Raw genomic sequence first — 24,580 nt, forward strand, 5'->3', positions numbered from 1 at the left:
GTGCCGCTTGCGCGGGGTGTCAGTCCTTGGGCGTCGGCGCGAAGGGCTCGACCCGGTCACCGATGGCGGAGAACCCGCCGTCGGCCCAGACCATCGTGCCGGTGGTGACCGGCATCCAGTCGGAGAGCATCACGCAGCAGGTCTTCGCCGCACCGGTGCGGTCGGCCGGGTCCCAGCCCAACGGGGAGCGCGCGTTCCACTGGCTCTCCATCTCGCTGAAGTTCGGGATGGAGCGCGCGGCGGTGGTGCGCAGCGGTCCGGCGGAGACCAGGTTGACCCGGATGCCGTGCAGGCGGCCCATCTCCCGCGCGAGGTAGCGGTTGATCGACTCCAGCGCCGCCTTGGCCGCGCCCATCCAGTTGTAGTTCTGCCACGCGAAGCGCGCGTCGAAGTCCAGGCCGACGATGGAGGAGCCCGCGCCGAGCAGCGGCAGGCACGCCTTGGTCAGCGACGCGAAGGAGTACGCGGAGACGTGCATCGCGGTCGCGACGTCCTCCCACGGCGTCTCCAGGTAGTCGCCGGTCATGCAGGACTGCGGCGCGAACCCGATGGAGTGCAGCACGCCGTCGAGGCCGTCGACGTGCTCGCCGACGCGCGCGGCGAGGCTGTCCAGGTGCTCGGAGTTGGTGACGTCGAGTTCGAGCACGGCCGGCGGCTCGGGCAGGCGCTTGGCGATGCGCTCCACCAGGCTCATCCGGCCGAAGCCGGTGAGCACGACCGTGGCGCCCTGCTGCTGCGCGATCTTCGCGACGTCGAACGCGATCGAGGACTCCGTGATCACACCAGTGATCAGCAGTCGTTTACCGGCAAGCAGACCTGACACCTAACACCCTCCGAAGTGGACAGTCCGAACGAGACAGAAAGGTCAGTGGCCCATACCCATGCCACCGTCGACCGGCAGCACCGCGCCGGTGACGTAGGACGCGGCGTCGGAGGCCAGGAAGACGGCGGCGGCGGCGATCTCCTCGGGCTTGCCGGCGCGGCCGGCAGGCACCCGGGCCATCTCGGCCTCCAGCTTGTCCTTGATGTGCGCGGTCATGTCGGTCTCGATGAACCCGGGCGCGATCACGTTCGCGGTGATGTTGCGCGAGCCCAGCTCCCGCGCCACCGAGCGCGCCATGCCGACAAGACCTGCCTTGCTCGCGGCGTAGTTGACCTGCCCGGGGCCGCCGGAGAGACCGATCACCGAGGAGATGAAGATCATCCGACCCCAGCGCTTGCGCAGCATCCCCATGGACGCGCGCTTGGCCACCCGGTACGCGGCGGTCAGGTTGGCGTCGATCACCCGGGTGAACTGCTCCTCGGTCATCCGCAGCAGCAGCGTGTCGTCGGTGATCCCGGCGTTGGAGACGAGGATCTCCACGGGCCCGTGCTGCCGCTCGATCTCGGAGAACGCCTCGTCGACCTGCTTGGCGTCGGTGACGTCGCAGCGCACGCCGAACAGCCCGTCCGGCGCGCCGGAGCCGCGGTGCGTCACGGCGACCTTGTCACCCTGCTCCGCGAAGGCCCTGGCGATCGCCAGGCCGATACCGCGGTTACCGCCAGTGACCAGTACCGACCGAGACACAGTGCACTCCCTAGACAGCTGACGCGCGAACGGCGGCAAGGCTATCTGGTCAGCGCGAAACCCGAATACCTGGCCCTGTTCGCCGCGATGCCGGCCCCCACGTGCGCCCAGGTGCCGCAAACCCCCGGGCCGCACGCGCTACGTGAAGGATCCTCTCAAACGAGGAGCAGTTCGTCCCGGATCGCGACCCGGGGGAAGACCTGGACACGGAGCTGCCCAGCCAGGGAAGCGGTGCGGAAGTCGACCGCGAGCCCGCACTCCGCACCGCCGTCTTCCAGCACCAGCCGGTCAGCACCCTCTCGGAACACATCAACAAGGACATCTTCCTGGCGCAGCCACCGAACACGAACGGACCGCCAGACGATGTCGTAGGAGAACCCGAGAAAATCATCGCCGTCGAGAGCGAACTCGAACTCGTAAACGGTATCGGCTCCATCGGCTCTTCTGGGCCCGACGCCGAAGACCTCGACGAACTCGTCGAACGCGGGAACCACAAACCCGCCTGTCACGATCCACCTCCTCTCGACGCCGAGGCTCAACTGCTCCTGCTGCACGGGCTCCCGCCGCCGCCCGCCGAGCTTCCACGTCCGGATAGGCACGCAAGCCCCGATTCTGCAGCTCCGGCACGCGTAGCTCGCTGGTCCGGACGCGCTGCCACCTTCTCGCCCGGGCCGTCACACCCTCGATGCGCACCAGCCCCGCCGCCCTGGCGGCAAGCAGGCGATCGTCATCCAGCAGCTTCGCGGTCGCCGTCTCGACACCCGTTCCCGGCCCCCACGAGGTAGGCCGCCTGGTAGTCGGCGAGGTCGGAGTCCAGTGTGGACGATCTCCCCGGATGCTCCTCCGCACCCGCGCCAGGTCCGGCCCGAGCAGCGCGAACCACGCCGCTTGCTCCCCCTGCCCCCGCAGGGGAGGCACCGTAGCGGACGCTGGGTCACCCTCGGGCGCGGAGCGTTCCGTCCGCGGCGACGATGACACCGGCCTGCGGCTGCCCGCCACCGCATTCCGGCCCGTGGGGGAAGACCTCCTTGGGCGTCAGCTCGATGTCCTTCTCCAGGATCGGCTCACCGGCCGCATCGAGGAGCCGGACACTGACCCGCATCGGCGCGGTGGCCATCCCAACGACGTCCAGGAAACCGTTCTTGCCGCCCGTGGGCACCATCGTGGCTTGGCAGGAGTCCTGCGGGTTCGCGCCGGTGCACGTGGCCGGCACCGCCTTGGTCGACTCGGCGAGGTCGATGTCCTTGCCGTTCAACGACGCCTTGGCGACCTTCGCCGCCAGCGGTGGCTCGATGTCCAGACCGATCCCCGACCGGGCGGCGATGCCAGGACAGGCCCACCCGCTGCCACCGCCCGGTGCCCGTTCCCCGCAAGCCGCCAGCAGCGCCAGGCCGGTGAACACGGTCGCGGTCAGCCGAAATGCGCACATGACTGTCCAGACGGCGCGACGGAGGAACTCGGTTGCATCCCGCCATCATGCGCCACACCGGCCACCACCGCATGGCACTTCCGCCGTGACGGGGGCACGATTCTCCGGTGGACACGGAGGCGATCGCGGCGGAGCTGTACGGCCTGCCACCGAGCGAGTTCACCGCTGCGCGCAACGCGTGGGTGGCGGAGGCCAAGCAGGCCGGTGACACCGGTGCCGCCAAGGCGATCTCCGCTCTGCGCAAGCCTTCCACCGCCGCGTGGTTGGCGAACCGGCTTGTCCGCGCGCATCCCGGGGACGTGGACGATCTCCTCCGGGTGGGTGAGGAGTTGCGGGCGGCGCACACCGGGCTCGACGGGGCAAGGCTGCGGGAGCTCGGGCAGCGGCGGCATCGGGCCGTGCGGGCACTGCTGCGCCTGGCCGCCTCGATGCACTCGCCGCTCAGTGACTCGGTGGAGCGGGAGCTGGAGCAGATCCTGACGACGGCGACGAGCAACGCCGACGCCGCTGCCGTGCTGGCGGCCGGGCGGTTGACCACCACGTTGCGGCCGGACGATGAGGCGAGCTGGCCCGAGGTGACCGCGCCGCTGCTGCGGATGAGGCCCCGGCGGAAGCTGGACCGCCTCAGGCTCGCGAGGGCGGAGGCCGAGCTGGCCGCGGCGCGGGAGGCGTTTCGGGCTGCCGAGGAGCGCCTCCGGCTGGCCGAGGAGGACGTGGAGCGACTCGGTGGGGACCGCTGAGCCGCGACCGGGACGCGTGCAGAGTTGTTGTCCCGCATGGGTTTCACGCTCGGCGGGCGCTTCCTACCGCAGGCGGAGGACAAGGACGGGTGTGGGACTACCGCAGCCGGATGATCTTTCTCCGATCGACCGGTGGTTGGCGTACTGCCGTCGTTAGCCTCGTTCGGCCTAGTCAACTACTCCGAAAGGTCTCAGAATGCGCATCGCAAGGCTGGCGGCAGCCACCGTTGTCGCGGCGGGCACCATCACCGCGGCGGCGGCGATCGCGGCCGCACCCGCCATGGCCGACACCACGCGGACCGCTTCGACGACGCATGCCGTCGCGGGCTCCTACGAGCAGGAGTTCCAGAGGTACTCCACCGAGCAGGCGTGCCGGGACATGTCCAACACGCCGCTCCTCCGAGGCCGCAGCAGGTGTGCGCCCGTCGGCGGCGCCATCAACCCCTGGGTCCTGTTCGTGACCTACTACAACTGATCACCAGGGCTGGGGTGCCTGGCGCCCCAGCCCTCGGGTGAGCAGGAACGCCATCGCCTGCTGGGTCGTTCGCAGTGCGTGGGGACAGTCGAGACGGTGTTGACGTGGAGCATTCCGGGCGGGACGTTGATGCTGGTGGCTACGGGAATCTATGAGCTGCGCCGGGAAGCTGGTGCCCGGGACGTATGTCAACGAGCTCACGGCGATGTTCTACGGGATGAAGCGCGTGCAGCTGGACCACGAGTTCTCGATGTCGAAGATGCGCGAGGAAGATCCCGAGGGCGCCCCGCCGCGACTGGGCGCGGACCTGGATCGCGGGGTCGTCGTCCTGCGACCGGAAGAGCTGGGCTCCGGCCGCGAGGTCCGTCCCTAGCACTACCACCCGTGCCTGCGCTCCCAGAGCACTCCACCTACGCGGAGGACCACTGCCATGCCCAGCGCGATGAGGGCGATGTCCCGCGCTCCGCTGCCGTCGGTCACCTCACTCGCGGGCATGGGGTCCACCCGGCCCACCGGGTCGTAGGCGATCTCCAGCCGCTGTCCCTCGTCCGCGGCGACGGAGTGCCGGGTCATCTTGTCGATCGGGCCGTCGTCGCAACGCAGCCGGTGGTCGTAGTAGGTCGTGGTGGTCGTGGTCCACCTGCCCGGCCCTGGAGTGCCGTCGGGGTTGGTCGTGGACTCGAAGTGCGACGTGGTCTCGGTGCGCTTGGCCACGTCGAGCACCAGGCAGGTGGTTCGCAGCCCGCGCTCATGGATCGTCGCCGACTCGATGCCGCTCACCGTGGCCCCCATCGCGATCATCGACGCGACCGCGCCCAGGAACAGCGGCAAGGGATGCGCGGAGAGCACGATCGACAAGAGCCACACAACGCCCACCAGCACCACGAGCACGACCTTGTAGAACGTCGCGGTGCCAGTGTCCGGCCCGTGGACGGCGAGGTGCTCAACGCCGGCCAGCAGCCCCAACAGCACCAGTGGCTGGCACACCGCGATGATCAGGTTGCCGGTCACTCCCCAGCGCTCCAGCCACATCCCCGGTCTCCCTCCGTCCGCCCCACGCTGCCGCCCGCGGCCGCCCGCTGCCGCGCGCGCAGAGGCCCCTCCCGCCTGATCGTTCTACCGGCATCCACCGACAGCCAAGCCGCGCACCTCGTCTTTTCGCGTTTTGTAGGCTTAATGCGAAATGAGAGCGCTCTTTCGCGCATTAAGCCTACAAAACGCGAAACCCCCGACCACGCCAGCTGAGGCGCGCGCACGGGGGCGGGGCGCGCACCGCGGAGCGCCAGGCCACGCCAGCTGGGCCGCGTGTGCAGGGGGCGGGGCGCGCACTGCGGGGCGCCGGGCAGGGGGGCGCCGGGCAGGGCGCGCACTGCGGGGCGCCGGGCCGGGCCGAGGGCGTTAGGTCGACGTGGCGGTGAGCAGGGCGGTGGCGGTGCGTTCGAGGGTGGTGCGGTCCATCGGGTCCCACTCCAGCTCGGCGCAGACCTGGAAGGCGATGCCGTGCTCCGGCGCGTGCCCGGCGGGCGCGAGCTGGAGGAACTCGGGGCCTCCTTCGCCTTCGCGGCCGAGCAGCACCTCGACGGTCAGCTCGATGGTGTCGATCCGTTCCGGCTCCGTCGCGCCACGGGCCAGCCACGAGATCGCCCGTCCGGGCTGCGGCTCGTCGTCGACCAGCAGGAACTCCGACTCGTACCGCTCCTGTGGCGGCGGCTCCAGCAGCCAGCGCGCGAACCGCGCGACATGCGGCGCACCACCGCTCAGCCGCACCCGCCCGAGGACGTACGCGTCGAACCACCACGTTCCCCGCTGGTCCCGCTCGATCGCGAACCACAGCTCCTCCACGGGGCTGCCCGGATAGTGGCTGCCGTGCCACCGGAACCGGAAGACCTCAGTGCTTTCCGGCACCTCCCCCTCCTTCGTCGTGGCTGGGTCGCTGTTCCCGCACCCAGGTGGCGATCTGTGCGCGGGAGGCGCAGCCGAGCTTCGCGAGAATCCTCGCCACGTGCACCTCCGCGGTGCGCCGGGCGATCGCGAGCCTGTCGGCGATCTCCTGGTTGCCGTGGCCCTGCGCGACCAGCTCCGCCACCTGCCGCTCCCGCCGGGTCAGTCGCGGCGTCCCGACCGGAGCCTTCTCCTGCAAGGCAAGCGCGAAGTACTGGTCCGGTGTGAGCGCCGCGCCTTCGCGCACGAGGTCTTGGTAAGACCGCTCGCCGAGGACATCGCGAAGCCGCCGCACGCATTCGTCGCGGTAGGTCTCCAGGTGCGCGTACTCGGCCAGGGAGACGCCGGTGGACCGCACGAGGGTCCGCAGGACTCCGAGCAGCCGGGCGGCGTGTTCGTACTGGTGGTCGGCGACAGCGACCAAGGCGAGCACCTCGAAGTTCAGCGCGATGCCCAGCAGGTCGTCCAGGGTCCGGTGGAACCGGAGGCTCTCCTGTTCCAGCGCGGTCGCCCGCCGCGTGTCCCCCTGCCGCCACATCTCGATGCCCAGGGCCATCAGCGCGTAGGACTTGACCCAGATGTCGCCGGCGGCTTCGCACACCGCGACACAGTCCTCGCCGCGGGCGACGGCCCGGCTGGAGTCGCCGAGGTAGGAGTAGGCCATGCACTTCCAGAGCAGGGCGGAGGCCACCCCGTGCGGGTTGCCGATGGCCCGGTGGCGGGCCAGGGCCTGCCGGTAGAGCGCGAGCGCCACCATCGTGTTCCGGGAGGCCATCTCGGCCATGCCGGAGAACAGCGCGACGTAGGCGAGCACGGTCGGCTCGCCGAGCCGCTCGCCCAACGACCGGGCTTCGGCCAGCATCTCCCGCGCGGCGGGGATGTCGGCCTGGATGATGGCCAGCCAGGCGTTGCCCCACAACGCCTCCGCCCGTGTCGCGGTCGGCGCCGTTTCGAGCACCAGCATGCGGTCCAGCCAGCCGCGCCCCTCGCTGAGGTAGTAGCTGCAAAGCCAGTGGTAGAGCAGGTCGGCGGCGAGCCTGAGCCCGCTCGGCGCCTCGGCGGGCACGGTGGCGCAGTACTCCAGGGCGGAACGCACGTCGGCGTAGTCGCGTTGCAGCCTGCTGATCCAGCAGACCTGGTTCGGGCCGAACCACTCGGCCTCGGCCGCCAGGCGCAGGTAGTGCTCCCGGTGCCGCCGCCGCGCCGCGACGTCGTCGCCGTGCTCGCGCAGCCGTTCGCACCCGTACTGACGGATCGTCTCCAACAGCCGGTAGCGCACCTGAGCGCCCTGGCGCTCCTCGACCGCGCACACGGACTTGTCCACCAGCGCCGCCAAACCGGGGAACACGTCCTCGCGCGCGAGGCCGTCGCCCGCGCACACGTCCTCGGCCGTCTCCAGGTCGAACCCTGCCGCGAACACCGACAGCCTCGCCCACAGCGTGCGCTCCTGCTCCGAGCACAGGTCGAAACTCCACTCGATGGCCGCGCGCAGCGTCTGGTGGCGGGGCGGAGCGGCAGGGCTGCCACCGGTCAGAAGCCGGTAGCGGTCCTCGACCCGGTCCACCAGCTCGCCGACCGACATCGCGCGCATCCGCACAGCGGCCAGCTCGATGGCCAGGGGTAGGCCGTCCAAGCGGCGGCACAGGCGCGCGACCGCCGCCTCGTTGTCCGGGGTCAGCGCGAACCCTGACCGCACGGCGGCGGTCCGCTCCTCGAACAGGACGAGCGCCTCATGTCCCCGGGAGGCCCTCGGCCGCCGTTCCGGGTCCGGTTCCGCCTGGCCGGGCACCGACAACGGGGACACCGGCCAGATGTGTTCGCCGGGGATGTTCAGCAGCTCCCGGCTCGTGGCCAGGACACGTACCCGCAAGGCGGCCGACAGCAGGGAACCCACCAGGTGGGCGCAGGAGTCGAGCAGGTGCTCGCAGTTGTCCAGCACGAGCAGCAGCTGCTTGTCGGCCAGGTGCTCCACCAGCACCGTCTCCGGCTCGCGCGCCGACCGGTCCCGCAGCCGCAGCGCCGCCGCGATCGCGTGACTGAGCGAGGAGGCTTCCCGCAGTCCTGCCAGGTCGACCAGCCACGCACCGTCCGGGAACTCCCGCAGCAGCTTCCGCGCCACCTGGAGGGCCAGCCGGGACTTCCCCACCCCGCCGGCGCCGGTCAGCGTGACCATCCGCGATGCGGACACCAGCCGCGTGACGTCGGCGATCTCCTGCTGCCTGCCCACGAAGCTCGTCACATCGTGGGGAAGGTTCCCCTGCCATGTCTGCGTCATCGGGTTCTCCAGCAGAGTGCCGCTCGGCGCTGCTCTCCACGGCAACGCTACCCCCCGAGCCCGTCGAGAACGGGCGAGCGAGACGGGGAAATCGCTTGCCGACGAGGGGAACTACCGTGCCTCACTCCACTGTGGACGAATCAAGCCGGAGCCGGTGAGCTTCCGCAGCGTGGCGCGAATGCCGCGGTCGGCTGCCCATCGTTGAGCAAGCAGAAGAGTGGCCAGCCGCCGGATGTCGTCGTGCGGACCTCGCGCGGTGCGCTCGACCAGCCAGGTGATCGCCTCGGGGTGGCACGGCCACAGATCGCCATCGGAAAGGACCTGCAACGCACGCGTCCTGACAGTGGTGTCGTCATCCGCGGTGACACACCTGTACAGGCACTCCACCGTCCCGGCGTCCTCGCGGCCGCGCAGCGCGCCAATGGCCGCGACGCGCACCTCGGGCTCGGAATCGGCAAGGCGTTCGTGGAGCAATCGAAGTGTCTGCTGGTCCGTAGAGCAGCTGCCGCCGAGTTCCATGACGGCCTGCGCGCGGACCACGTCGTTCTGGTCGGTCGCGGCCACGTGCAGAGCAGCGAGGGTTTCCGGGGCATCGGGCCATTCGGTGCACAACGCGACGATCGCGGCGCGACGTGTTCGCGCCTCCTCCGAGCTGACGCATTCGTGCAGCCAGGACAACGACTCATCCGGCTCAAGGCGCATGAGCTCAACCGCCGCACACAGCCGTACGCGGTGTTCTGCGTCGGTCTGGACGCTGCGCCGCAACAGCGCCATGGCGGCTTTGTCCTTCGGCCACATCTTCGCGACGGTGCGCAGAATCCGCGTACGCACCATGGGAGCACTGTCCACAACGACCCGCTCATGGAGGAACGAGAAGGTGTCGGGTTCCCCCGGCCAGTCGGCGACCAGCGCCGCGATCGCCGCTTTCCTCGCGCGCGGATCCGGGTCATCGCTCGCTTTGGCCCGAACCAGCCCGAAGGCGTCGTTCTGCGCTGTCCGGTGAACAGCGAGGTCGCGGATGTCGTCACCGCTCACTGAATCGGGCTCCGGGGAGAAGGAAGAACCGCCAGAAAAGCGGGCACGTGGAGTCGCACCCGGCTCTCGAACTATCGCCGTTCACATGATCACATGGGGACACGTCCCCGGTGACGCGGCCTCGCGACTTTCCTAAGCCAACGTAAATTCGCCCCGCCCCGGCTTGCCGGGACCGGCCCCCGCCCCGACTGTGAGCACAGTCATGAGGAGGCCAGATGTCAGTTGAGACCCGCCCGTCGGCGCAGCCGGGCGACCCCAGCCACAGCGAGCGGCGCGTCGTCGGCAACGTGATCAGGGGATCCATCGGGAACCTCGTCGAGTGGTACGACTGGTACGCCTACACCGCGTTCGCCATCTACTTCTCGGGCGCGTTCTTCCCCAAGGGCAACACCACCGCCGAGCTGCTGAACACCGCCGCGGTCTTCGCCGTCGGCTTCCTGATGCGGCCGCTGGGCGGGTGGATGCTCGGCCGCTACGCCGACCGGTACGGCAGGCGCGCCGCGCTGACGCTGTCGGTCACGCTGATGGCCGCCGGGTCGCTGATGATCGCACTGACCCCGGGCTACGCCACCATCGGCGTGTTCGCGCCGATCCTGCTCGTCGCGGCGCGGCTGCTGCAGGGCCTGTCCGTCGGCGGTGAGTACGCCACGTCGGCCACCTACCTCTCCGAGGTCGCGTCGCCCGGCAAGCGCGGGTTCTACTCCAGCTTCCAGTACGTGACCCTGACCGCGGGCCAGCTGCTCGCGCTCGGGGTGCAGATCGTGCTCCAGCAGGTGCTGACCGAGCAGCAGATGAGCTCGTGGGGCTGGCGGATCGCCTTCGTCATCGGTGCGGCCGGCGCGATCGTGGTGATGTGGCTGCGGCGCAGCATGGAGGAGTCGGAGAGCTTCACCAAGGTCGCCGCCGAGGAGGAGGGCAAGCCCGCCCGGCGCGGCACGCTGCGGGCGCTGCTGGCCCACCCGAAGGAGGTCGCCCTGGTCGTCGGCCTCACCCTGGGTGGAACGGTGGCCTTCTACACCTACACCACCTACCTCCAGAAGTTCATGATCAACACCGGCGGCATCTCCAAGCCGGACGCCGCGTGGATCAACTTCTTCGCGCTGCTGGTCTTCGTGGTGCTGCAGCCGCTGGCGGGCCGGTTGTCCGACCGCGTCGGCCGCCGTCCGCTGCTGCTGTTCTTCGGGATCTGCGGGACGCTGTTCACCGTGCCGCTGATGACGGTGCTCGGCGGGACCAGCTCGCCGGTGGCCGCCTTCTTCCTGATGCTCGGCGGGCTCGTCATCGTCACCGGGTACACCTCGATCAACGCGATCGTGAAGGCCGAGCTGTTCCCGACCGCCATCCGGGCGCTGGGCGTCGGCCTGCCCTACGCGCTGACCGTCGCGGTCTTCGGCGGAACCGCCGAGCTGATCGCGTTCTGGCTGAAGGACATCGGTTACGAGTCGGTGTACTTCTACTACGTCTCCGGGTGCATCCTGGTGTCGCTGATCGTCTACGGCACCATGCGCGAGACCTCGAAGGACTCCCCGCTGGAGAAGTGACCGCTCCGGCGAAGATTCGCGGGCCCCCGGCGAAACCGCCGGGGGCCCGCGCGCGTCAGTAGCGGTGCCCTTCTCGGGTGAGGTTGGGGACTCGGTGCGCCGTCCGGGTGAACGCAGTACTAGCCTGCCCGCGGGGCGAGGCGGGTGAGCACGGGCTGAGCTGTACGGACCAGGCCGCTAGCCTGCCTCATCGCAGTGAGCAAAGACTTGAGTCGATCTGGGGGACTGATGCGCTATCTGCGTACCGCGATCGCGGTGCTGGCCGCCGTCACCGCCCTCGGCGCGTGCACCGTCGCGCAACCGGGGACGCCGAAGGCAGGGCCGTCGACCAGGAACTTGGAGGAGGAGCTGGGCAACACCAAGGAGAGCGATCTCCGCAAGGTGTTCACCAGCAGCCCGCAACAGGTCAACGACTACTGGAGCAGCGACCGGATGCGCAACGCCAAGCCGCGCCAGCCGCAGCCCGGCGCGGGGGACGCGCCCAAGGACGAGCCGACCGGCGTGATCATCCACCCGACCACTGGGCCGGTCGGGCAGGTCAAGCCCTCGCCGAAGGACCCCAGTGGCGCCGTGTGGACCCGTGCCGGGCTCACCGCCAGCAGCATGGGGCGGCTGTACATGTCCTACGGCAGCAACTACAACAGCGTGTGCTCCGCGTCGGTGGTCAACTCCTCCTCCGGGGTCCTGGTCGCCACGGCCGCGCACTGCATCTGGGACACCCAGGACGGCAAGGGCTGGGCGAGCAACGTCATGTTCATCCCGGGTGACACCAACGAGCGCGGGCCCTACGGCCGGTGGGTCGCGGAGAGCATCTACGCGCCGCCGCAGTTCCGCAACGGCGCCAAGTCGGGCGAGCGCGGCGTGAGCGGCGACGGCTGGGCCTACGACATCTCCTTCCTGCGGATGCGGCCGCTGAACGGGCAGAACATCCTCAGCGTCACCGGCGGCCAGGGCATCGCCTTCGACTCCTCGGCGGAGAGCATCCGCACGATCGGCTACCCCACGGCCCCGCCGTTCGACGGTTCGACGCAGCGTTCGTGCTCCTCACCGACGTGGAGCCAGGGCGGGCGGAGCACCTACCAGATCGACTGCGTCATGACCCCGGGCTGCTCCGGTGGCCCCTGGTACACCCGCTTCGACGACGCGCGCGGTGTCGGCTACCTGATCTCCACCCACTCCACCGGCAACGGCAGGCAGTCGTTCGGTTCCATCCTGGGCAAGGTCGCATACGACCTCTACAAGAGCGCGGACGCGGGGGCATGAGCACGATGCGGAACAGACGTCCCACCAGGCTGATCGCACTCGCCGCCGGGCTGCTGGTGCTCGCGGGCTGCGGGCCCAAGGCCACGCCGAGCGCGCGGGCCGACGACGCCGAGGTCAACGCCTACATGGCCGCCCGCTTCGACGAGGCCTACGCGAAGCTCGACGACCAGTTCACCAAGCCGAGGGACCAGAAGTCGACCATCTCCACGCTCGCCGCCTTCGGGGGGAGGAAGGCGCTCAAGGAGATCGACGTCGTCTGGTACCAGGGTGCGGACAAGGCCAAGCCGGAGCCGCCCGCGATCTTCACCAAGTCCAGGACCGCCAAGGGCACCGACGACAACTTCGACGTCTACCACCCGAGCGGCTCGGAGAAGGACTACGCGCTGCTGGGCGCCAGGTTCAAGGACCTCGCGCCGACGCCGTGGGTGTCCTACCCGACGTTCGCCAAGAAGACCGGGTTCAACGTCTGCCTGATCGCCGGTGTCCAGACCGTGTGCGCGATGCAGGACGCGATCAAGATCACGCAGAAGAACGCGCAGAACGTGTTCAAGCGGTACAAGGAGCAGGCCGACGGCAGCGCGCTGCTGGAGACCGGGGTGACGCTCAAGGCCTTCATCGACGGCCGGGTGATGTTCATCCCGGAGGACATCCGCAAGCAGTTCCCGCCGTCCATGCTGGACTCCTTCATCCCCACCAAGATCGCCGTCGCCCCCAACGGCGACCTGAAGTCCTTCTCGATGAACGCGGTTCTGGAGAAGGAGGGGAAGAAGCTGGAGGTCGTCATCAACTACGACGTCACCGGCAAGGCCGCCGCCAAGGACTTCCCCCCGGCGCCGTCGGACTTCGACGTCACCACGCTCGGCTCCGATGCCGCGCGCAAGGAGTTCCTGGACAAGGTCGGCGCGCGATGAGCGGCGCCAGCACCCCCCTTCCGGCAGGCCAGAACCGAGCAGACGAGGTAGCGCAGCGATGAACACCCCGCAGGGCCCCTACCCGCCCCAGCCCCAGCAGCCCGGCCAGTTCCCCCGGCAGGGCCCGCCCACCGGCCCCCAGCCCGGTTTCGGCCCCGGTGGTCCCGGTGGTCCCGGTGGACCCCGCCCGCAGGGCCCGCCGCCCGGCCAGTTCCAGCAGCCCCCCGGCCCGCCGCAGGGCCAGCCCGGCGGCTGGGGCGCCTCCCCCGCCCCCGCGCCCGCCCCGGAGAAGAAGAGCAAGAAGGGGCTGTTCGTCAGCATCGGCGTTGTGGTCGTGCTCGGCGCGGCCGCCGCGGTGCTCTACTTCATGGGCTTCCTCACCACCAACGTCTTCGACGACAACGCGCTGAAGCAGGGCGTCAAGGACACCCTGGTCAAGAGCTTCGGTGTCGCCGAGTCGAAGCTCACCGCTGTGGACTGCGGCAGCCGGAACAAGATCGCCGCGGGCACGCAGTTCCAGTGCAAGGTCACCATCGACGGCAAGCAGAAGGTCTCGGTGATCAAGGTGGACAACGACAAGGGCGAGTACACGGTGGGACAGCCCAAGTAGTCCCTTCCCGGTGGGGGTGTGGTCGTGCGCGTGCTGCTGGTGGAGGACGACGACGGGGTCGCCGAGGCCCTGGTCGAGGTCCTCAGCGCGCACGGGCACTCCCTCACCAGGGTGGCGAGGGGCTCCGACGCGCTGATCGCGCACCGCGAGGCCGATCTGGTGCTGCTGGACCTCGGGCTGCCCGACGGCGACGGCATGGACGTGCTGCGCAAGCTGCGCCAGGTCGCCGACACCCCCGTCGTCGTGCTCACCGCGCGCGGCGACGAGCGCTCGGTCGTGCGCGGCCTGCGGCTGGGTGCGGACGACTACCTGGTCAAGCCGGTGCGGCTGGCGGAGCTGCTGGCGCGGATGGACGTGGTCACCCGCCGGGCGACGCTGCGGGTCACCGCGGGCGAGTCCGCGCAGGACGACCTCATCCGGGTCGCGGACGTGGACATCGACATCCGGGCCCGGGTGGTCACCGTCGGCGGGGAACCGGTCTCGCTGACAGCCAAGGAGTTCGACCTGCTCGCCGCGCTCGCGGCGAGGGCGGGTGCCGCGGTCAGCAGGCAGCAGCTGATGGACGAGGTCTGGGGCGACGCCTTCGTCGCGGTGTCCCGCTCGCTGGACGTGCACATGACGCAGCTGCGCGCCAAGCTCGGCAGGCCCGGCCTGCTCACCACGATCCGCGGTTTCGGCTACCGGCTGGAGGTGTAGCCGGTGCGGACCCGCCTGCTGCTGGTGCTGCTGGGCTTCTCCGTGGCCGCGGTAGCGGCGTTCGCGGTCCCGCTGCTGCTGAGCACCTCGGCCGAGCGCACCCAGCGGCTGGTGATCGACCGCACCGCCGACCTCGACCGCTTCGCCACCCTGACCGAGCAGGCCAACGCCACCGGCGACACCGGCCAGCTGCTTGCCGAGGTCGGCCGCTACACCGAGCTCTACGGCGAGGGCCTGCTCGTGGTCGACGCCAGGGGCCGCGTGGTGGTGCAGGCGGGCGTGGCGCCCGCCGAGCCCGGAGTGCGCGCGCTGGTGGACGGGGCGCTGCGCAACCAGCGGTCGCAGGCCGCGCCGGAGCTGCTCCCGTGGTCCCGCGAACCGCTGCTGCTCGCCCGTCCCGCGGGCACCGGGACGCGCGTGACCGGCGCCGTGGTGCTGCGCGCATCGGTGACCGCTGCCGCGAACGACGTGGCGCGCCGGTGGGCGGTGATCCTCGCGGGCGCGGTCGCGGCGGCGCTGGCGTGCGCGGGGCTGGCGGCCGGGCTGGCGCGGTGGGTGCTGCGGCCGCTGCGGGAGCTGGAGCGCGGGGTGCACGCGGTCGCCTCCGGCCAGCCGAGGGCGCACGTGGAGGTGCGCGGGCCGACGGAGCTGCGCTCGCTGGCCGGGTCGTTCAACCGGATGTCCGACGCGGTGACCGACGCGCTGGAACGGCAACGCAGGCTGGTGGAGGAGGCCTCGCACCAGCTGCGCAACCCGATGGCGGCGCTGCGGTTGCGGGTGGACGGCCTCGCGGGGGCGGTGGCGCCGAGATCCGAGCGCGCCTACCGCTCGGTCGTCGGCGAGGTGGAGCGGCTGGAGTCCCTTTTGGACGGTCTGCTCGCCTTGGCGGGCGCGGAGAACAAGGCGGCGAGCCTCGCACTGTCCACTGTGGATGAGCCTGCGGGCTGCGACGTGGTGACGGTGGCAGCGGACCGGCTGGACGCCTGGCGCGCCGCGGCGGAGGCGGCCGGGGTCCACCTCGCCGACCCGAAGCCGACGCCGCGCCCGCTGCCCGCCGCCTGCGAGGAGGGCGAGCTGGCCCAGGTGCTGGACGTCCTGCTGGACAACGCGATCAAGTACGCGGGCCGGGGCAGCACGGTGTGGCTGCGCCACTCGCGGATCGCGGCGGGGGTGCTGGTGGAGGTCCAGGACGACGGCCCCGGACTGGCCGAGGAGGAGCTCGCGCTGGCCAAGGAGCGCTTCTGGCGCTCCACCCGGCACCGCGGCAGCAGGGGAACGGGCCTGGGCCTGACGATCGCCGACCACCTCGCCCAGGCCCGCAACGGCGTCCTGGAGATCACCAACGCCTCCCCCACCGGCCTGCGCGTCCGGCTGACCCTCCCCGTCCCAGGAGGTGTGACATGACCTCCGGTGTGCGGCGGCGGAGTGTGCTGCTGGGTGGCGTGCTCGGCGTGCTGGCGGCGGGGTGCTCGACCACCGGCTACCGCGGCGAGGCGCGGGGGCTGGGGATCGCCGCAGGGGAACCCGGCGGGCCCTATCTCGCGTTCGCGGAGCGGCTGGCCGAGCAGATCCGGCAGGCGCAGCCGCTGCTGCGGGCGACCGCGCTCACCACGCAGGCCAGCGTCGCCAACCTCGCCCTGCTCGCAGCTCGCGGCACCGATCTCGCGCTGACCCACGCCGACGCCGCCGAGGCCGCCATGGCGGGGCGGGCGCCGTTCAGCGACGCCACACCGCTGCGGGCGCTCGGCCGGATCTACGAGAACTACCTCCAGGTCGTCGTGCGCGCCGACAGCCCGCTCCAGCGGGTCGCCGACCTGCGGGGGCGAGCGGTGTCCATGGGCGCTCCCGGATCCGGAGCGGCGTTGCTCGCGAACAGGCTGGCCGCTGTCGCCGGTCTGCGGGACACCGACCTGCGGAGCAGGCAGCTGCGGCTGGCCGACGCCGTGGCGGCGCTGGAGCGGCGGGAGATCGACGCGCTGGTCTGGTCCGGTGGCGTGCCGACGCCCGCCATCGGGGAGCTGGACGAGCGGGTCGGGGTGCGGCTGCTACCGCTGGACGACGTCTACCCCGGCCTGCGGGCCGCGCACGGGACCGTCTACGAGCAGGTGTCCGTTCCCGCGGGGGCCTACCGCCTGGTGCGCGGGGTGCCGACGGTCGGAGTGGCCAACCTCGTCGTGTGCCTGCCGGAGCTTCCGGACGACGTCGCCGCCGAAGTCACCACGGTGCTCGCCGAGCGGGCGGATCGCCTTGTGCCGCAAGAGGCTCTGGGCACGCAGTTCCTCGACGTGCGCACGCTGACCGGGACGGCGGCGATCCCGTTGCACCCGGGAGCCGCCGCCGTCTACCGGCGCCTGCACGGCTAGCGCCCCTCCTGGAGGCGCTCCGTCGTCGTTGGCCGACCTCCACCCACCGCTCGCCCGCCCGCACCTCTATCCGCGCAAGCTCTCACGCGAGAACCACCACGCCGCCCCACGGTTGGCGGGGGTTAGCGCTGCCTGGCCAGCTCGTAGGCCGCCGAGCCGATCAGCTCCAGCGACACCTGGAGCCGCTCGCCGCTGACGTTGGCGGCGATGGTGTCCTCCGGGGTGTGGTAGGTCGGCTCCAGCAGCGCGGGGCCGGTCTCGCCGCGCCAGCTGAAGTTGGCCGAGGAGATCCCCCGCTCGTGGAAGGGCACGTGGTCGCTGGAGCCGCGCGCCACCGGGCCCTTGGTGCGCTGCTGGTAGCCGAGCCGCTGTGCCGCGCCCGCGACCGCCTTGGTGGTGTTGTTGTCGCCGCCGTCCACCGACAGCAGCCAGTAGACGATCGCCGGGTCCCAGCTGGTGGCCACCATGTCGTTCTGGAAGCAGCCCGCGATGCGCTCGGCGTCGGCGTCGGAGAGCTGCTTGACGTAGTGCCGCGAGCCGATCAGGCCCTGCTCCTCCGAGCCCCACAGCGCGAAGCGGATCGCCTTCTGCGTCGGCAGGTACCGCAGCACCCGCGCCAGCTCCAGGCACAGCACGGTGCCGCTGCCGTCGTCGTTGGCACCGGGCGAGCCGGGCACGCTGTCGTAGTGGGCGCTGACCATCACCACGCCGTTGTCCGGGTTCGGCAGGGTCGCCGGGCGCTCGGCGATGACGTTGTAGGAGGTCAGGTTCTTGTGGTGGGTCACGGTCAGGCTCAGCCGCACCGGTCCCGCAGCCAGCTTCTGCCGCAGCCGCTCGCCCTGGACCTGCGCGAGCCCGAGCACGGGCACGTCCAGCGGGGCGGGCAGCGCCGGGGTGAACGCGCCGAGCTTGCGGCTGGGGCTGCCCGGTCTGGACAGCAGGACCGCGATCGCGCCCGCCTCCGCGGCGAGCCGCGGCGCGTTGCTGTTGACCTGCGAGTCAGGGATGAAGGCGATCTGCCCGCGCACGTGCGCCAGCTCGGCGGGGGTGGCCGTGCCGACGTCGACGACCGCGCCGGAGACGGTCACGTCGAGCTTGCCCTGCGGGGAGGCGCCGCTCTGCCACTTCGGGCCGCGGTCCCCGGTGACGCTGATGTCGGCGAGGTACTTGTCGGCGACCGGGAACGGCTGCAGCGTCACGTCATAGCGGAGCTTGCGCAGCACACCGGCGATGTAGTCGGCGGCCCGGTGCTCGGAGGGGGTGCCGCCGATGCGCGGACCGATCTCGTTGCTGAGCACCTGGAGGTGTTCCATGGCGCGGCGGGCGCTGGCCCTGGCCACGACCGCGCGGTCGCCGATGGCCAGGGACGGTGGTAACTGCGCGCCCGGCCGCTGCCGGGTGGCCGCGGCGGCGGTGCCGGGCAGCAGACCGACGGTGGCGAACCCGGCGAACGCGGCGACACCCGCGAGAAGGTCACGGCGGCGAACGGCCATGCTCAGACGTCCTCTCCCCAGAAGAAAGCCCCTTGCAGGTGGAAGGGGCGGCTCCAGCGACCGTATGTCGCCGGGGCCGCCCCTGCCAGAGTCCGTTTGCAGCAGCTCAGGGGATGCGCTGGCCGAGCACGAGGGACACCCCCGCCGCCACGACCAGCGTGAGCGTGCCCAGCATCAGCCACGGGCGGCTGGCGTCGGCCCGCTTGGTCTCGTAGCCGATCTGCTCGCCGAGGTTGTCGTAGACCCGGCGCAGCTCGCTCTCGGTGGCCGCCTTGTGGAAGTCACCGCCGGAGAGCTGGGCGATCTGCTTCATCGAGTCGTCGTCCACCGGCACGATCTGCTGGCGGCCGTCGATCTCGATCGCGCCGTACTCGGTGCCGAAGGAGATCGCCGAGATCGGCATGCCCGCCGCCTTGGCGTTCTTGGCCTCGGCGAAGGCGCCGCGCGGCTCCTCCAGGCTGGCCGGGATCGTCTGCTTGCCGTCGGACATCAGCACGATGCGGGCGGGCGGGCGGCCCTCCGGGCCGGTGATCAGCTTCGCGAAGGAGTCGACCGACGCCACGGCAGAGGCGATCGAGTCGCCCGTGGCGGTGCCCGCGCCCAGGCGCAGGTTGTCGATGGCCTGCTTGACCGGGCCGCGGTCGGTGGTGGGCGCCACCACCACGGCGGCCGAGCCCGCGAAGGAGATCAGGCCCAGGTTCACCCCGGGGGTCAGCCCGTCGGCGAAGGCCTTGGCCGCGTTCTGCGCCGCGGTGAGCCGGTCCGGCTTGACGTCGGTGGCCTTCATCGACAGCGACACGTCGATCACCAGCATCACCGTCGCCCGGTTGCGGGGCACCCGCTGCTCACCGGTCGGGCCGGTCATCGCCACGGTCAGCAGGATCATCGAGACCATCAGCAGCGCGGGCGCGAGGTGGCGCACCCAGCCCTGCCGCTTCGGCGCGACCTTCTCCAGCAGCTCCAGGTTGGTGAAGCGCATGACGTTGCGCTTGCGGCGCTTCTGCGCCCACAGGTACCAGCCGAACAGCGCCGCGACGGCGGCCAGCAGCAGGAACCACCACGGGTTCGCGAAGCCCTCCAGGCTCAGGCCGAACATCAGGCTCCCCCTCCCGACCACCGTTGCTTGCGACGCACCACGAAACGCAGGATGTCGGCGACCCAGTCGGAGTCGGTCCGCAGCACCATGTGCGAGGCCCCGACCCCGCGCAGCGCGGCGGCCACCTCGTCCCGGTGCGCCGCCGCGGCGGCGGCGAACTCCCTGCGCAGCAACGGCGTCGCGTGCACCTCGCGCTGCCCGCCCGTCTCCGGGTCGGCCAGCACCACGGTGCCGACGTCGGGCAGCTCGACGTCGCGCGGGTCGAGCACCTCGATGGCCAGCAGGTCGTGCCGGGCGGAGAGCCCGCGCATCGCGCGCAGCCAGTCAACCGGCCCGAGGAAGTCGGAGATCACCACGGCCAGGCCCCTGCGGCGCGGCGGGCGGCGCAGCTGCTCCAAGGCGGCCGCGAGGTCGCCCCGGGTGCCCTCCGGCGCGGCGGGCTGCTCGGCCGCCTTGCGCACCAGGCTGCGCGCGTAGGGCAGGCCGCCGCGGGCCGGGATGCGCGTGGTGCGCTCGCCGTTGGCGACGATCGCGCCGATCCGGTTGCCGCCGCCCCTGGTCAGGTGCGCGACGGCGGCCAGCGCGGCGACGCCGAGGTCCCGCTTCTCGCAGCCCGCGGTGCCGAAGTCCATGCTCGCCGAGCGGTCCAGCACGACCCAGGTCTCCAGCTCGCGGTCGGCGACGGTCTCCCTGATGTGCGCCTCGGTGGTGCGCGCGGTGACCGCCCAGTCCATCCGGCGCACGTCGTCACCGGGCTGGTAGGGCCGGGCCTCGCCGGGCTCCGTGCCGGGTCCCGGCACCAGGCCGAGGTGGTTGCCCTGCAGCAACCCGTCCAGCCGCCGCCGCACGGTCAGCTCCAGCGTGCGCAGACCGGCTTCCATCCGTCCGCCCCGCAGGACGGGAGGGGCCCAGGACGGACGCTCCTCCCCCGCCTGGGGGGCCGCTTCCGGGCTCACTGCCTGTTGGTCGCCTGGGCGGGCGCCTGCGGCATCGGCTGACCGGGCGGCGGCCCCTGCGGCGGCGCGTGCTGCGGCCGGGCGGAGACCTGCGGCAGCGGCACGGTCTGCAGCACGCGGCTGATGATGTGGTCGACCGGGACGCCGTCGGCGAGGGCGTCGTAGGACAGCACCAGCCGGTGGCGCAGCACGTCCGGCACCACGTCCACCACGTCCTGCGGCAGCACGTAGTCCCGCCCGCGCACCAGGGCGAGCGCCCTGGAGGCGGCCACCACGCCGAGGGTGGCGCGCGGCGAGGCGCCGTAGGCGATCCAGCCCGCGACGTCGGTGAGGCCGTGCTCGGTGGGCTGGCGGGTGGCCAGCACGACGCGGACGACGTAGTCGACGAGCGCGTGGTGCACGAAGACCTGGGCGGCGACGCCCTGCAGGCGGACCAGCTCCTGCGCGGTGAGCACCTGGTGCGGGACCGGGGGCTGCACGCCCATCCGGTAGACGATCTCGCGCTCCTCCTCCGCGGAGGGGTACTCGACCATGATCTTGAACAGGAAGCGGTCGCGCTGCGCCTCCGGCAGCGGGTAGACGCCCTCGTTCTCGATCGGGTTCTGGGTGGCCATCACCAGGAACGGGTCCGGCATCGGGAAGGTCTTGCCGCCGATGGAGACGTGCCGCTCGGCCATGACCTCCAGCAGCGCCGACTGGACCTTGGCCGGGGCGCGGTTGATCTCGTCGGCGAGCACGAAGTTCGCCACCACCGGGCCGAGCTCCACGTCGAAGCTCTCGCTGCCCTGGCGGTAGATGCGGGTGCCGAGGAGGTCGGCGGGCACCAGGTCCGGGGTGAACTGCAGGCGGTTGAACGAGCCGCCGACCACCCGCGCGAAGGTCTCCACCGCCAGGGTCTTGGCGACACCGGGCACGCCCTCCAGCAGGAGGTGGCCCTTGGCGAGCAGGCCGACCAGCATCCGCTCGACGAGCCGGTCCTGCCCGACGATCACCCGCTTGACCTCGAACACCGTGCGCTCCAGCAGCTGCGCGTCACGGGCGGGGGTCTGCGGTGCGGCGGGGGCGGCCGTGCCCTCGGCGTGCCCGGGGTCGGTCACTGGCGAACCTCCTCGAAGGGAAAGACAAGCTCCTGAGGGCACGACTTTAGGCATCGCCTGACCGCGCGCCGGACGCGCCCCGGCGAGAAGCAAACTCCTGGGCCGGTGTGACCGCTGTGAAAGCGTGGCCGACGCACCTGATCGTGGGGCGCGGGCGACACTAAGCTCGCCGCGTGGACAGGGGCAGCGGCACGCCGAGGTTCCGCCTGCTCGGGCCGTTGGAGGTGCGCACGGCCGACGGGTGGCGCGGCGCGCGGGCGGCGAAGCAGCGCTCGGTGCTCGCCCTGTTGCTCCTGCACGCCAACCAGGTCGTGTCGGTGGACCGGCTGGTCGCGGAGGTGTGGCCGGAGGCCCCGCCCGGCTCGGCGGTCAACGCGGTGCAGGTCTACGTGCACCAGCTGCGCCAGCTGCTCGGCGGGCCGGGGCTGGTCACCCGCTCCGGCGGCTACGCGCTCGACGTGGGGCCAGGGGAGCTGGACTCCGAGCACTTCGGGGGGCTGGCCGCGCGCGGCCGGGCGGAGCTGGACCGGGGCGAGCACCACGCGGCGGTGGCCACAGTGGACGAAGCGCTGCGGCTGTGGCGGGGTGGCGCGCTGGCCGACGTGCCGGCGGGCCCGACCGTCTCGGCGGAGCGGACGCGGCTGGAGGAGCTGCGGTGGTCGGCGCGGCAGACCCTGGTGGACGCCAGGCTCGGACTCGGCCACTACGCCGAGGTGGTCGGCGAGCTGCGCGCGCTGACGGCGGAACAGCCGCTGAACGAGGCGCACTGGGCGCGGCTGATGACCGCGCTGTACGGGGCGGGACGGCAGGCCGACGCGCTGGAGGCCTACCGGCGGGCGCGGGAGACCCTGGTGGCCGCGCTGGCCGTGGAACCGGGCGAGCGGTTGCGGCGCAGGCACGCCGACATCCTCGCCGGGGTTCCCGCCGCGACGCTGGTGAACGGCAGACGTGTGTCCACTTCGGACACCGGGCCGGCCGCGCTGCCCGCCGAGCTGCCTGCGGAGCCCTCCGGCTTCACCGGCAGGGAGGGCGAGCTGGCGCGGCTGGAGGCGGCGGTGCGGCGCAACGCCCGGGTGGTGGCGATCGACGGCCCTGCCGGGGTCGGCAAGACCGCGCTGGCCGTCCACTTCGGACATCGGACCGCCGCGCGGTTCCCGGACGGCCAGCTCTACGTCGACCTGCACGGCTACAGCGCCGAGCCGCCGATGACGCCGGAGGACGCGCTCGGCCGACTCCTGCGCTCGCTCGGCGTGCCCGAGGCGCGCGTGCCCGCGCGGCGGGACGAGGCGGCCGCGCTGCTGCGCAGCACGCTGACCGGCAAGCGGCTGCTGCTGGTGCTGGACAACGCACGCGGCACCGAGCAGGTCCGGCCGTTGCTGCCCGGCACCCCCGGCTGCACCGTCCTGGTGACCAGCCGCAGCAGGCTGGGCGGGCTGGTCGCGCTCGACGGCGCGGAGTCGGTCGGCCTCGGCATGCTGCCGCCGGAGGTCTCGCTGCGGCTGGTGGAGCGGCTGGTCGGCGCCGACCTGGTGCGCGCGGAGGCGGCCACCGCGCGCGAGCTGACCGAGCGGTGCGGCCACCTGCCGCTGGCGCTGCGGGTGGCGTGCGGACAGCTGCTGACCAGGGACCACCACGGCCTCGTCGATCTCGTCGACCGGCTGCGCGGCGCGGAACGCCTCGCGGCGCTGGAGATCCCGGACGACCCGCACGCCGCGGTGCGCGCCGCCTTCGAGCGCTCGTACCAGATGCTGGAGCCCTCGGCGCGGACGTTGTTCCGGCGGCTGGGCCTGGTCCCCGGAGCGGACTTCTCGGTCGGGGCGGCCTCCTGCATGCTGCCGGGCCCGGTGGACCGGGCCGGGACGCGCGCCCAGCTGCGGCGGCTGGTCGAGGCGCACCTCGTCGAGGAGCTGGCGCCCGGTCGCTACCGGCTGCACGACCTGCTGCGGGAGTACGCCGCGGAGCTGGCCGGGGCCGAGGACGGCGAGGACGGCTGTCGCGCGGCCACCCGGCGGCTGGTGCTGTGGTCGATGCACAGCGCGTGGGCCGCGGTGCTGACCGACCTCAGCGGGCAGCGGTCACTGGTGGGTCTCACCGAGGCGGACCCGGACTGCCCACCCGAGACGTTCGGCTCGATGGCCGAGGCGTTCCGCTGGCTGGCCGCCGAGCAGGACAACCTGGTCGCCTGCGTGGTGCGCGCGGAGTCGGCCGGGCTGCCGGAGCTGGCGTGGCAGTTCGCGGTGGTGCTGGCCCCGCACTTCGACCGCACCAAGGCTTACCAGCACTGGGTCACCGCGAACGAGGCCGGGCTGCGCGCCGCGCGCCGCACCGGCCAGGCGCACGCCGAGGTCAGCATGGTCACCGGCCTCGGCAACGCCGCCTACCAGACGCACCGGCTCGACGAGGCGCTGCGCCACCACCTGCGGGCGCTGGAGATCTCGCAGGAGCTGGGCAAGCCGTGCGGCGATCGGTCGGTGCTGCACAACCTCGGCGGGGTCTACCTGCGGTTGGGGCGCACGGCCGAGGCGGAGGAGGCGCTGCTGCGCTCGCTGGAGCTCTCCCGCGAGCTCGGCGACCCCGGCACCGCGGCGCTGACCCTGCTCAGCCTCGGCGAGCTGTGCGCGGAGCGCGACCGGCCGAAGGAGGCGCTGGAGCACTTCGCCTGCTGCCTCAAGGAGATGGAGCGGCTGGGCAACCGCTGGTCGGCCGCGCTGGCCCGGCTCCACCTCGCCGAGGCGCAGGCGCGCGTCGGCCAGCTGCCGCAGGCGCGGGCCAACAGCGAGCTGGCACTGGGGCTGATGCGCGAGCTGGGCAGCGAGTGGGGCGAGGCGGCGGCGCTGCGGGCGCGGGGCCTGGTGCACCGGGCGGAGGGCAGGCTCGACGACGCGATGGTCTGCCACCTGCGCGGCTCGCGGATGTTCCACGACTGCGCCGACCGCTACCTGCACGCACAGTCCACAGTGGAGCTCGGCAGGGTGCTGGCAGCGCTCGGCAGGCCGGAGGAGGCGGCGCGGGCCTGGCGGGAGGCGCTGGCGACCTACGAGGAGATCGGCAGCCCCGCCGCGACCGGGGTCCACGCGCTGCTCGCCAGGTGA

The 24,580-nt window shown here is 72.0% G+C and carries 23 protein-coding genes; 11 read left to right on the forward strand and 12 right to left on the reverse strand.

What is annotated here, in order from left to right:
* Positions 1-19 precede the first annotated feature (19 nt).
* The 4 genes from fabI to ACFFQA_RS07980 form a co-directional block, all read right to left on the reverse strand.
* Entirely contained in the window at positions 20-823 is an 804-nt protein-coding gene (gene fabI / locus ACFFQA_RS07965) for an enoyl-ACP reductase FabI (RefSeq protein WP_377851030.1), read from the reverse strand.
* Positions 824-865: 42 nt separating this feature from the next.
* Complete coding sequence (gene fabG / locus ACFFQA_RS07970) at positions 866-1,567, reverse strand: 3-oxoacyl-ACP reductase FabG (protein ID WP_377851031.1); 702 nt, start codon at positions 1,565-1,567, stop codon at positions 866-868.
* A 155-nt stretch (positions 1,568-1,722) separates the two neighbouring features.
* Positions 1,723-2,121 carry a hypothetical protein gene (locus ACFFQA_RS07975; RefSeq protein ID WP_377851032.1) on the reverse strand — a complete coding sequence of 133 codons (399 nt, stop codon included), beginning with the start codon at positions 2,119-2,121 and terminating at the stop codon, positions 1,723-1,725.
* 380 nt (positions 2,122-2,501) lie between these two features.
* On the reverse strand, positions 2,502-2,996 hold the full coding sequence (locus tag ACFFQA_RS07980; protein WP_377851033.1) for a hypothetical protein: 495 nt from the start codon (positions 2,994-2,996) through the stop codon (positions 2,502-2,504).
* Positions 2,997-3,103: 107 nt separating this feature from the next.
* Here ACFFQA_RS07980 and ACFFQA_RS07985 point away from each other — a divergent pair, with 107 nt between their 5' ends.
* The 3 genes from ACFFQA_RS07985 to ACFFQA_RS07995 all read left to right on the forward strand — a co-directional run bounded on the left by ACFFQA_RS07985 (position 3,104) and on the right by ACFFQA_RS07995 (position 4,584).
* Positions 3,104-3,736 (forward strand): hypothetical protein, encoded by a 633-nt coding sequence (locus ACFFQA_RS07985; RefSeq protein ID WP_377851034.1) that lies wholly within the window; start codon positions 3,104-3,106, stop codon positions 3,734-3,736.
* Between the two features lie 196 nt (positions 3,737-3,932).
* Positions 3,933-4,211, forward strand: a complete 279-nt coding sequence (locus ACFFQA_RS07990; RefSeq protein ID WP_377851035.1) for a hypothetical protein — start codon at positions 3,933-3,935, stop codon at positions 4,209-4,211.
* Between the two features lie 172 nt (positions 4,212-4,383).
* Positions 4,384-4,584, forward strand: coding sequence for a DUF6191 domain-containing protein (locus ACFFQA_RS07995; protein WP_377851036.1), 201 nt, complete (start codon positions 4,384-4,386; stop codon positions 4,582-4,584).
* Positions 4,585-4,586: 2 nt separating this feature from the next.
* Here ACFFQA_RS07995 and ACFFQA_RS08000 read toward each other — a convergent pair whose 3' ends face one another.
* From ACFFQA_RS08000 to ACFFQA_RS08015, 4 genes are all read right to left on the reverse strand, one after another.
* The gene (locus tag ACFFQA_RS08000; protein WP_377851037.1) at positions 4,587-5,243 is read right to left on the reverse strand and encodes a hypothetical protein; all 657 of its coding nucleotides are present in this window, start codon (positions 5,241-5,243) and stop codon (positions 4,587-4,589) included.
* 366 nt (positions 5,244-5,609) lie between these two features.
* Positions 5,610-6,116, reverse strand: coding sequence for a hypothetical protein (locus ACFFQA_RS08005; RefSeq protein WP_377851038.1), 507 nt, complete (start codon positions 6,114-6,116; stop codon positions 5,610-5,612).
* A complete protein-coding gene (locus tag ACFFQA_RS08010) occupies positions 6,100-8,427 on the reverse strand; it encodes an ATP-binding protein (RefSeq protein ID WP_377851039.1) in 2,328 nt (775 codons plus the stop codon). The genes ACFFQA_RS08005 and ACFFQA_RS08010 overlap by 17 nt, the downstream gene beginning before the upstream one ends.
* A 111-nt stretch (positions 8,428-8,538) precedes the next feature.
* A complete protein-coding gene (locus tag ACFFQA_RS08015) occupies positions 8,539-9,462 on the reverse strand; it encodes a HEAT repeat domain-containing protein (protein ID WP_377851040.1) in 924 nt (307 codons plus the stop codon).
* A gap of 215 nt (positions 9,463-9,677) precedes the next feature.
* Here ACFFQA_RS08015 and ACFFQA_RS08020 point away from each other — a divergent pair, with 215 nt between their 5' ends.
* From ACFFQA_RS08020 to ACFFQA_RS08050, 7 genes are all read left to right on the forward strand, one after another.
* Positions 9,678-11,003, forward strand: coding sequence for an MFS transporter (locus ACFFQA_RS08020; RefSeq protein ID WP_377851041.1), 1,326 nt, complete (start codon positions 9,678-9,680; stop codon positions 11,001-11,003).
* Positions 11,004-11,231: 228 nt separating this feature from the next.
* Positions 11,232-12,266, forward strand: coding sequence for a trypsin-like serine peptidase (locus tag ACFFQA_RS08025; protein ID WP_377851042.1), 1,035 nt, complete (start codon positions 11,232-11,234; stop codon positions 12,264-12,266).
* Positions 12,267-12,271: 5 nt separating this feature from the next.
* Positions 12,272-13,177, forward strand: a complete 906-nt coding sequence (locus ACFFQA_RS08030; protein ID WP_377851043.1) for a hypothetical protein — start codon at positions 12,272-12,274, stop codon at positions 13,175-13,177.
* Positions 13,178-13,235: 58 nt separating this feature from the next.
* Complete coding sequence (locus ACFFQA_RS08035; protein WP_377851044.1) at positions 13,236-13,787, forward strand: DUF4333 domain-containing protein; 552 nt, start codon at positions 13,236-13,238, stop codon at positions 13,785-13,787.
* 24 nt (positions 13,788-13,811) lie between these two features.
* Positions 13,812-14,483, forward strand: coding sequence for a response regulator transcription factor (locus ACFFQA_RS08040; protein WP_377851045.1), 672 nt, complete (start codon positions 13,812-13,814; stop codon positions 14,481-14,483).
* Positions 14,484-14,486: 3 nt separating this feature from the next.
* Positions 14,487-15,887, forward strand: a complete 1,401-nt coding sequence (locus ACFFQA_RS08045) for a sensor histidine kinase (RefSeq protein ID WP_377851046.1) — start codon at positions 14,487-14,489, stop codon at positions 15,885-15,887.
* Positions 15,884-16,846 (forward strand): TAXI family TRAP transporter solute-binding subunit, encoded by a 963-nt coding sequence (locus ACFFQA_RS08050; RefSeq protein WP_377851047.1) that lies wholly within the window; start codon positions 15,884-15,886, stop codon positions 16,844-16,846. The genes ACFFQA_RS08045 and ACFFQA_RS08050 overlap by 4 nt, the downstream gene beginning before the upstream one ends.
* A gap of 122 nt (positions 16,847-16,968) precedes the next feature.
* Here the strand turns inward: ACFFQA_RS08050 and ACFFQA_RS08055 are convergent, their stop codons facing one another.
* The 4 genes from ACFFQA_RS08055 to ACFFQA_RS08070 all read right to left on the reverse strand — a co-directional run bounded on the left by ACFFQA_RS08055 (position 16,969) and on the right by ACFFQA_RS08070 (position 21,542).
* Complete coding sequence (locus ACFFQA_RS08055; protein ID WP_377851048.1) at positions 16,969-18,339, reverse strand: M28 family peptidase; 1,371 nt, start codon at positions 18,337-18,339, stop codon at positions 16,969-16,971.
* Positions 18,340-18,445: 106 nt separating this feature from the next.
* Positions 18,446-19,426 (reverse strand): VWA domain-containing protein, encoded by a 981-nt coding sequence (locus ACFFQA_RS08060; RefSeq protein WP_377851154.1) that lies wholly within the window; start codon positions 19,424-19,426, stop codon positions 18,446-18,448.
* Positions 19,427-19,434: 8 nt separating this feature from the next.
* Positions 19,435-20,316, reverse strand: a complete 882-nt coding sequence (locus ACFFQA_RS08065) for a DUF58 domain-containing protein (protein WP_377851049.1) — start codon at positions 20,314-20,316, stop codon at positions 19,435-19,437.
* A gap of 71 nt (positions 20,317-20,387) precedes the next feature.
* Entirely contained in the window at positions 20,388-21,542 is a 1,155-nt protein-coding gene (locus ACFFQA_RS08070; RefSeq protein ID WP_377851051.1) for an AAA family ATPase, read from the reverse strand.
* A gap of 119 nt (positions 21,543-21,661) precedes the next feature.
* Between ACFFQA_RS08070 and ACFFQA_RS08075 the strand changes: the two genes are divergently transcribed.
* The gene (locus ACFFQA_RS08075; RefSeq protein ID WP_377851053.1) at positions 21,662-24,580 is read left to right on the forward strand and encodes an AfsR/SARP family transcriptional regulator; all 2,919 of its coding nucleotides are present in this window, start codon (positions 21,662-21,664) and stop codon (positions 24,578-24,580) included.

Source organism: Allokutzneria oryzae, from assembly GCF_042429765.1.
GTDB lineage: Bacteria > Actinomycetota > Actinomycetes > Mycobacteriales > Pseudonocardiaceae > Allokutzneria > Allokutzneria oryzae.

Excerpts from the sequence above, each read along its gene's own strand:
- ACFFQA_RS08030 (WP_377851043.1), top strand. The coding sequence starts at position 12,272 with ATGCGGAACAGACGTCCCACCAGGCTGATCGCACTCGCCGCCGGGCTG.
- ACFFQA_RS08050 (WP_377851047.1), top strand. The coding sequence starts at position 15,884 with ATGACCTCCGGTGTGCGGCGGCGGAGTGTGCTGCTGGGTGGCGTGCTC.
- ACFFQA_RS08065 (WP_377851049.1), bottom strand. The coding sequence starts at position 20,316 with ATGGAAGCCGGTCTGCGCACGCTGGAGCTGACCGTGCGGCGGCGGCTG.
- ACFFQA_RS08020 (WP_377851041.1), top strand. The coding sequence starts at position 9,678 with ATGTCAGTTGAGACCCGCCCGTCGGCGCAGCCGGGCGACCCCAGCCAC.
- ACFFQA_RS07990 (WP_377851035.1), top strand. The coding sequence starts at position 3,933 with ATGCGCATCGCAAGGCTGGCGGCAGCCACCGTTGTCGCGGCGGGCACC.
- ACFFQA_RS08035 (WP_377851044.1), top strand. The coding sequence starts at position 13,236 with ATGAACACCCCGCAGGGCCCCTACCCGCCCCAGCCCCAGCAGCCCGGC.
- ACFFQA_RS08000 (WP_377851037.1), bottom strand. The coding sequence starts at position 5,243 with ATGTGGCTGGAGCGCTGGGGAGTGACCGGCAACCTGATCATCGCGGTG.
- ACFFQA_RS08010 (WP_377851039.1), bottom strand. The coding sequence starts at position 8,427 with ATGACGCAGACATGGCAGGGGAACCTTCCCCACGATGTGACGAGCTTC.
- ACFFQA_RS07980 (WP_377851033.1), bottom strand. The coding sequence starts at position 2,996 with ATGTGCGCATTTCGGCTGACCGCGACCGTGTTCACCGGCCTGGCGCTG.
- ACFFQA_RS08025 (WP_377851042.1), top strand. The coding sequence starts at position 11,232 with ATGCGCTATCTGCGTACCGCGATCGCGGTGCTGGCCGCCGTCACCGCC.
- ACFFQA_RS08070 (WP_377851051.1), bottom strand. The coding sequence starts at position 21,542 with ATGCCTAAAGTCGTGCCCTCAGGAGCTTGTCTTTCCCTTCGAGGAGGT.
- ACFFQA_RS08055 (WP_377851048.1), bottom strand. The coding sequence starts at position 18,339 with ATGGCCGTTCGCCGCCGTGACCTTCTCGCGGGTGTCGCCGCGTTCGCC.